Source organism: Phycisphaerales bacterium, assembly GCA_020852515.1.
Lineage (GTDB): Bacteria > Planctomycetota > Phycisphaerae > Phycisphaerales > UBA5793 > UBA5793.
The window spans coordinates 177,367-185,290 of sequence record JADZAS010000025.1 but is presented as its reverse complement, the minus strand read 5'-3'; the positions used below and the strand labels follow the sequence as shown (position 1 = coordinate 185,290).

Sequence of the window (7,924 nt, the reverse complement as noted above, 5' to 3'; positions counted from 1 at the left end):
TCGCGCGGCCGTCAATCGGCCGCGCGACGCTCGCTTTCTGCCTCGCGATTCGGCACTGCAAGCCTTTCCCCCGCAGGTCAATTACAATCGCTTCATGCCCTTTCGCCCCTTTGAGGTCGTCAGCCCGTTCAAGCCCGTCGGCGATCAGCCCGCCGCGATCGAGACGATCGCCAGCGCACTGCAGGGCGGCCAGGATCGCATCACGCTTCTTGGCGCCACCGGCACCGGCAAGACCTTCACCATGGCGCATGTCATCGAGCGTCTCCAGAAGCCCACGCTCATTCTCAGCCACAATAAGACGCTCGCGGCCCAACTCTACGAGGAGATGAAGGAACTCTTTCCGCGCAACGCCGTGTCGTACTTCGTCAGTTACTACGACTTCTACCAGCCCGAGGCGTACATCCCCCAGCGCGACATCTACATCGAAAAAGACGCCTCGCGCAACAGCGACCTGGACCGCCTGCGCCTGGCGGCCACGAGCCACCTTGTCAGTCGTGATGACGTCATCGTCGTGGCGTCGGTGTCGTGCATCTTCGGCCTCGGTTCGCCCGAGGAGTTCAAGCGCAAGGTGCTGCACCTCCAGAAGGGCGGAATTCTCGACCGGCGCGAGTTCATGCACGGCCTGGCGGACATGCAGTATCAGCGCAACGAGTACGAACGGGCCCGCGGCACTTTTCGCGCGCGCGGCGATGTCATCGAGGTCCACCCCGCGAATGAAACGCATGCCGTGCGCATCGAGCTCTTCGGCGACGAGATCGAGACGCTGCAGATCATCGACCAGACCAGCGGCGAACTCATTGCCGACGTCGATCGCTACTTCATCTTCCCGGCGGTGCAGTACGTCATGCCCGAAGACCAGATGAAGCATGCCCTGCAGGCGATCCGCGACGAACTGGACGTGCGCGTCATGCAGTTGCGCCACGAGGGCAAACTGCTCGAGGCCCAGCGCCTCATGTCGCGCACGAAGTACGACCTGGAGATGATCGAAGAAGTCGGCTACTGCTCGGGAATCGAGAACTACTCACGATTCTTCGACGGCCGCCGGCCGGGGGAGACTCCGTACACCTTGCTCGACTACTTCAACCACGTGCCCGGCCGCTCCAAAGGCGATTGGCTGCTGCTCATCGACGAATCGCACGTGACGATTCCGCAGGTGCGCGCGATGTTCAACGGCGACAAGGCGCGCAAGCAGGTGCTGGTCGATCACGGCTTTCGCCTGCCCAGCGCGCTCGACAACCGGCCGTTGCGATTTGAAGAGTTCGAGAAGATGGTGCCGCGCGTCGTCTACGTCAGCGCCACTCCCGGACCGTACGAACTGGAGAAGAGCGGCGGACAGATTGCCGAGCAGGTCATCCGCCCCACCGGTCTGGTCGATCCCGTCATCACCATTCGCCCGGCCGACGGCCAGGTGCCCGATCTCATCGCCCGGTGCGAGAAGATTGCCGCCCGCAACGAGCGCGTCATCGTCACCGCCCTGACCAAGCGGCTGTGCGAAGATCTCACCCGCTACCTGACGGAGAAGGGCCTGGCCACGCGCTACCTGCACAGCGACATCGAAACGCTTGATCGCTGGGAGATTCTGCGGGCCCTGCGCGAAGGCGAATTCTCCGTGCTCGTGGGCGTGAACCTGCTGCGCGAAGGGCTCGACCTACCCGAGGTGTCGCTGGTGGCCATTCTCGACGCCGACAAGGAGGGATTCCTGCGCAGCGCGACGAGCCTGATCCAGCAGATCGGCCGCTGCGCCCGAAATGTGAACGCCGAGGTCGTGATGTATGCCGACAAGATGACCGCCGCCATGGCCGAAGCGATCGACGAAACCACGCGGCGCCGCGAGAAGCAGCTGGCGTTCAACGCCGAGCACGGCATCACGCCGACGCAGATCGTCAAGGCCATTCGGCGCGGCATTGAGCTTGAGGTCCGCGCCAACCGCACCGTGCGCGAAGCCATCCACGAGGCCGAGCCAGAATACGAGCGCACCGAACTCGTCGTCGAACTCGAAAAGGACATGCTCGAGGCTGCCCAGCGTCTGGACTTCGAACGAGCGGCGCAATTGCGAGACCAGATCAAGTCGCTCAAGACATCGGGCGAGGACGGAATGGTGCGCCGGTCGGACCTGGAGCGGCGCACCGCAGCGCCCGGGCGCCAGCCCGGCCAGGCGCCGCCCGGCGTGGCCAAGCCTCACAAGCGCCGCCGGGCGCGCAAGTAGCGAGCCCAAACGGCGAGCCGCAGCGCTTGAAGCGCTGGCGCCGGCCCACTACCGTGTCGCCGTCACATGAATGAACCGTCCAGCGCGCAAGAGCAGCAGTTCCTCGGCGGCCCGCCTGAAGTGTTCGACGCCGTCGGACGCGAACAACTCGCGGCCCTGCTCGACTTTGGCTTGAGTCCGCAGAGCATGCTTCTCGACATCGGATGCGGCTGTCTGCGCGGCGGGCGGTGGATCATCCCGCTGCTCGAACCGGGCCACTACTGCGGCATCGAACCCAACACCGAGATGCTTGCGTATGGGCTCAAGTCAATCGTCGATCCTGAGATCATCCGCATCAAGCAGCCGCGCTTCGATCCCAACGACCGCTTCGACTTCTCCGTTTTCGGCAACAAGTTCACGCACTTCATCGCGCGGAGCGTCTGGACACACGCAGACAAAGCGCAGATCGGCGCGATGCTCGACGGCGTGGCGCAGTGCGGCGCGCCCGAGGCCGTGCTGCTCGCCAGCTTCCGGCCCGCGCGCTGGTACAAGGGCGACGACTACAACGGGGTCGGCTGGGTGGGGCGCAGCCACGAGTCGGACCAGTCGGGGATGATCTGCCACAGTTTCAGGTGGATCGCCAGCGCCTGCCGCCAGCGCGGGCTGTGGGCGTCACGCGTCGATCGTCCCATCGTCAACGGCCAGCCGTGGATCGCCGTGCAGCGCGCCTGAAACTGCTCTTTCGGCCGGATCATCGCCGGCATACTGAATCCACATGAGCCGCAGGCCTGCGGCGTCGAGCGTCGGCCCGGCCTCCGTCCGGTCGCGCGCTGCCAGAACCTGCGAAACGTCATCCGGGCTCATCGCGCCGCGCCCGACTTCGACGAGCGTGCCTGCGATGATGCGCACCATGTGGTAGAGGAAGCCTGAACCGCAGATCTCGATGACGATGCGCTCGCCGCCTCGCCGCACCGCGCAACTGAACACCGTGCGCACCGTTGAACTGCGGCCGTGGTGGGTGTTGGCGAAGGAGGCAAAGTCGTGCTCGCCGATGATCCGCTGCGCGGCTTCGTGCATGGCGGCGGCATCCAGCGTGTGCCAGCAGTGGTACACGCGGTGGCGCTCGAACACGGGTTTGACGCTCGCGTTGTGAATCGTGTATTCGTACGCCTTGCGCATGGCCCAGGTGATGGGATCAAACGCCGCCGGCGCTTCGCTCGCCTCGGTCACGGCGATGTCGTCGGGCAGGTAGCGATTGATGGCGTGATGCAGCCGCTCAACTGGGATCGTCGTCTCGGCGTTGAACGCAGCGACCTGCCCCAGCGCGTGCACGCCGGCGTCGGTGCGGCTGGCGCCAATGAGGATCACGGGCTGCCGGACGGCGCGGCTTACGGCCGACTCAAGCACGCCTTGCGCGGTGCGCAGTGCCTCCTCGCCTGGCCGCTCCTGCTTCTGCCAGCCGTGGAACTCCGAGCCGTCGTATCGAACTGTCAGCCGATATCGCCGCTGCATCGATTGATCGTAGCGGGCGCTGCGGAGAGGTTGGCGACGCGTGGTGCACGCGGAACGGCGGCTTGCGCCGCTCTTCAGGGGCGGGCCGATTCACCCGCCGCGCCGTCACCTTGCTTCGGCGCCCGCTGCAGGGCCCAGGTGATGGTGGGCCACTGTTCGCTGCGGGCGCCGGCCATGCGCGTCGAGGCGCCGACGAGTTGCGCCGTTTCGGGAATCTGGAATGCCTCCGGTCGGCCCTCCTGGCACAGCGAGGCCAGCGCCGGAGCGTCGATCGCCGCGAGATCCATCGTCTCGGCCAGCAGATAGTCGCCCAGCCTCGCCGCGCCATCGCGGTTGAACGGCTCGCGGGGCGACAGGTCGTAGTCCAGCACGTCCGCCATGGCCATCAGATAGATCAACGCGTCGGCGTCGAGTTCGCTGAGCCACTCTTGCAGCCGGGCCTCGCGCAGCTCACGCGTCTCGCCCGGCGCTGGCATGATGAGCGACTTGTGCACGTACTCGCGGCACTTGCTCATCGCGCCGACGAAGCCGAATGGATCGCCCGGCCCGCAGCGGCGAATGGCTGCGGCGAGTTCCTCTCGGGCGGCCTCGCTGAAGTGATGGCGCTGCTCGACCCCGGCCGCCGCCTGGGCGGCGCGAAGAAAGCCCTCCCGAGCCACCAGCGCGCTGACCAGCAGGTGATCGTCCGAGAGATGCGCGTTGATCCTGAACGCCGCGGCGAGCATCTGCGCTGACGCCTCGATGTCCCCTCCCGCCGCCAGCCGCAGGGCTTCGATGATGAGCAGGGCAAACCCATCGCGCATGCCGTCGGCGTAGCGCGGCACAAACATCTCACGCGGATCGCGCTCCGTCGCAAAATCGCAACGGGGAATTGTGGACCCCGTCACGAAGCAGTCCAGTGCGCCGCGGATGGAATCGGCCGTGGCGCCCAGCGCCTCAAGGCGTTCGGGCTCCAGCGGCTTGGCAGCGTCCAGGGTGCGGATCGCCTGCTTCCACGCGTCATCGATTGCCGGCAGTTGTTCGATGCCGCGCCGGTACCACACGGCAGCGTTGGTGAGTGTGCGGACATCCACCTCGCCGCGCGTCACGCCTTCGAGCAGTTCAATGCGCGCGTGGAGTTTGTCTTTGCCTTCCATGGTCAGGTCGTAGACGCGGCCGAGTGCCGGCGTGAGGATCTGCGCGACCAGGCCGTACTCGCCGGTTTCGAATCCCTTGGCGATGGCGTCGAGCTGAGCGCGTGCCACCTCGCGATCTTCCTGCGAAAACGCGACGACAAACTGCTCCATGAGATCGCTGTACTGATTCAGGCTGGTTTCGATCTCTTCGGGCGAGAGTTGGGCCAGTTGCTCGCCCAGGCCCGCGTCGCTGGCCAGGTCAGTCAGGATCTCCGAGCGCTTCTCGGGATCGCCGCTGAGGAAGTGATCGCGCATCATGTCGACGCACAGGGTCTGCTCCATGAGAATGGCGTCGAGGGTCTGGAATGGATCATCCTGATCGAAAGCCCGGGTCGCCTTGAGCAGCACCGACGCGGCCGCCGGATCGAACGCCCCGCGATCGAAACCCATCTCGGCCGACTGCTCGGCCACTTCGAACACCGCCCGGCCGACGAGCGAACTGATGAGAATGCGATCATCGCCGGCCTGGTCGGCGATTCGGTAGAGCGCGCCGATTCGTTCGGCGGCGCCGATGCCATCGCCATCGTGCAGCCGCATGGCTGAATCAGCCTGCACGAGCCGCGCGAGGTTGCGCATAGGGCCAAGGTGCGGCAGCAGCATGTCGAAGCCCTGCGAATAGTCCAGGCCGAAGTCACTGTACCCCTGCTGCGAGGCGCGGATCACGTTGTCCACGATCGGCGCTGCCCGGTTGAGCAGGGCCCGCACCTCCGGCGAAGGCGGCTGGCCGGGGCTCGATCGATAGTTGTTGATCGCCTCCATCTCCTCGGGCGTGAACTGCTCGAGTTGCTCGAACGCACGCTCATACCACATCGCGGCGTTGCGCGTGCTGTCGGATTGGGCGAGGGCGGCGCTGCCGATAAGGCTGAGCCAGGTGGCCACCAGCGTCAGAAGGAATTGCTCTCTCAATCAGACCTCCCGCTGCGGATCATGCGCTGCCGCCGCCAGTTTACGCGTGCGACGCGGCTACGGTTCCACCGAAGCAACCTCCACCAGCGCTTCGGCAAGCCGGTCGCCGGCCCGCTGATCGGTTGCCGCGTCACGCACTCGCCCCGACAGGTTCAGCCAGTACTCGACATCCGGCAGTTCCAGCGCCTTGAACTCTCCCGTGCGGCAGGCGGCTCTGATCTTCGATGAGTCTGAAGCCGCCATCGACACGATGGACGCAATCCCGCGACGACTGTACGAGTCCGCCCGCTCCTGGATCCGGTCGACGAGATGCTCATCCCAATCCGAATTGAGCGACATCGCGCCGAACGCGTACCAGCGCTGGGCAGGCGTGAGCGACGCAATCCAGCGCAATGCTCGCTCGTCCATCGCCTTATGCTCGCCAGCGGCTGCGTCGGGCTTCCACCGCTGAAGCGCCAATGAAGTTTCGGCGCGAATCCAAGAGGCGCTCTTTTCACTCATCAGCTGGTCAGCGGCCCGATAGCCGAACGGATCGTGCGGCCGGGTGCGGCGGATCGCGGCGGCGAGTTCGGCGAGGCGCGCCGCCTCGATCGACTGTGCTGCGTCGTCGCCAGCCGTTGACGCGGCGCTGAGCACCTCGCGCACAAGTCCAAGTCCGCGCTGGTACGCATCGTGCGCTTCCATCGCCGACAAGACCACGCCGTCGCCGCCGAGGTGGCCGATGATGCGAAAGGAGGTGGCCAGATGCGCCGCGGCGTCGTCGTAGCGGCCCGATTCCAACAGCCCGTGCACCCGCGCCCCACACACCGCCAGGCCAAGCCGCATGCCCCCCGCATAGTCCGGCAGAAAAACCTCTTCTTGCAGCCGCCGGGTCGAGAAGTCGCAGCGCCGAATGAGCGATCCTGCGTGAAACTGCTCCATTGCCTTCTCAATGATCGTTTGAATCTCTTCCCACTGCTCCTGCGTCAGCTCACCCGCCGCTGCTGAGCCTCCGGCTTCGATTCGCGCGAGCATATCGGGCCACGGCACGCTGACAGAGTTGAGATGCTCAATGCCACGCCGGTAGTAGACGGCCGCGTTGGCCAGTTCGACCGGCTCGATCTCCCCCTGCACGAGCCCGGCCAGTTGCAATCGACGCGCCGCCAGCGCCGCTTTGATTCTGGTATTGGTTTCGTGGAAGCCGATCAGCGCCTCGAGCGCCGCCGTCACCAACGGCCCAAGTTCGCCGCTGCCGGCTGCGTCCTGCAACAACCTGACCTGCTCGGCGGCGCATTGCGGATCATCACTGTCTTCGATCGTTGTGAACGTGCCGAGAAGGTCGCGATAGGCCGCGATCTCGGCCCACTGCTCGCCTTCGTTCAGATCTGCCAGACCCGGAACATGCTCCGGCTCGTAGCCAATCTCCTGAAGGACCTTGGAGACTTGAAGTGCAGATCCTGGCTGGCGGGCCGCGTCAAGCAATTGATCAACGTACGCCTGCTCGCTTGCGAATCCATCGACGAACTGGAACGGATCATGCGGATTGAGTGCATCCATGGCGCTGAGCACGACCGCCAGGTCACCAGCACCCAGTGACTGGCCCTCTGTCGCGTAGTCGAGTGTGGACTCGAGGAAGTTGCCCAATGCCGCAGAATAGAGCGCACTCATCGGGCTGCGGCCATCACCTGCATGCGCGACGATTCGATACATCGCAGCCATCTGCGATGCCGCCCCCGCGCCGTCGCCATCGGCGATTCTGATCTTGGTGTCCGCGTCGATCCAGGGGACTAAGCCGCGCAATTTCCCGACCTGCACAACCCTACCGCCCTCCGGCACACCCGGAAGTACGTCAAACTCAGCATAAGCGATGTTCGTCGCTCGGCGGATGTCGGCAAGCATCGGCGCCGCCTTGCGCATGATCTCGCGCACCTCCGCCGAAGGCTGCCCGGCCTGCTTGCGATACAACTCAACCGCGAGAATCTCGTCCTTCGAGAGGTTCCACTGCTGTTCCCACGCTCGCTGGTACCACACTGCCGCATTGCTGGTGTCGTCACTCTGGGCGCGAGCGACCGAGCAGAGTCCCCAGACGAGGATCAGCGCGGCCAACAGGGACCCACAGATGTGGTACTGCCAGCGATCGTCCCCGTACATGAGAAGCTCCTTCGAC

The 7,924-nt window shown here is 65.3% G+C and carries 5 protein-coding genes; 2 read left to right on the top strand and 3 right to left on the bottom strand.

Annotated elements, in window-relative coordinates; all coding sequences use genetic code 11:
• The first annotated feature begins 94 nt into the window (after positions 1 to 94).
• Both uvrB and IT430_16800 read left to right on the top strand, forming a co-directional pair.
• On the top strand, positions 95 to 2,206 hold the full coding sequence (gene uvrB / locus IT430_16805) for an excinuclease ABC subunit UvrB (protein ID MCC6909601.1): 2,112 nt from the start codon (positions 95 to 97) through the stop codon (positions 2,204 to 2,206).
• 66 nt (positions 2,207 to 2,272) lie between these two features.
• Positions 2,273 to 2,917, top strand: coding sequence for a class I SAM-dependent methyltransferase (locus tag IT430_16800; protein MCC6909600.1), 645 nt, complete (start codon positions 2,273 to 2,275; stop codon positions 2,915 to 2,917).
• On the opposite strand, the gene truA is transcribed toward IT430_16800, so the two are convergent.
• The 3 genes from truA to IT430_16785 form a co-directional block, all read right to left on the bottom strand.
• Positions 2,858 to 3,697 carry a tRNA pseudouridine(38-40) synthase TruA gene (truA, locus tag IT430_16795; protein MCC6909599.1) on the bottom strand — a complete coding sequence of 280 codons (840 nt, stop codon included), beginning with the start codon at positions 3,695 to 3,697 and terminating at the stop codon, positions 2,858 to 2,860. The two genes, IT430_16800 and truA, sit on opposite strands and share 60 nt — an antisense overlap.
• A gap of 74 nt (positions 3,698 to 3,771) precedes the next feature.
• Positions 3,772 to 5,778: a hypothetical protein gene (locus tag IT430_16790; protein ID MCC6909598.1), complete on the bottom strand. Its 2,007-nt coding sequence runs from the start codon at positions 5,776 to 5,778 to the stop codon at positions 3,772 to 3,774.
• A 57-nt stretch (positions 5,779 to 5,835) separates the two neighbouring features.
• A complete protein-coding gene (locus IT430_16785) occupies positions 5,836 to 7,908 on the bottom strand; it encodes a hypothetical protein (GenBank protein ID MCC6909597.1) in 2,073 nt (690 codons plus the stop codon).
• Positions 7,909 to 7,924 lie beyond the last annotated feature (16 nt).

Excerpts from the sequence above, each read along its gene's own strand:
- uvrB (MCC6909601.1), top strand. The coding sequence starts at position 95 with ATGCCCTTTCGCCCCTTTGAGGTCGTCAGCCCGTTCAAGCCCGTCGGC.
- IT430_16785 (MCC6909597.1), bottom strand. The coding sequence starts at position 7,908 with ATGTACGGGGACGATCGCTGGCAGTACCACATCTGTGGGTCCCTGTTG.
- truA (MCC6909599.1), bottom strand. The coding sequence starts at position 3,697 with ATGCAGCGGCGATATCGGCTGACAGTTCGATACGACGGCTCGGAGTTC.
- IT430_16800 (MCC6909600.1), top strand. The coding sequence starts at position 2,273 with ATGAATGAACCGTCCAGCGCGCAAGAGCAGCAGTTCCTCGGCGGCCCG.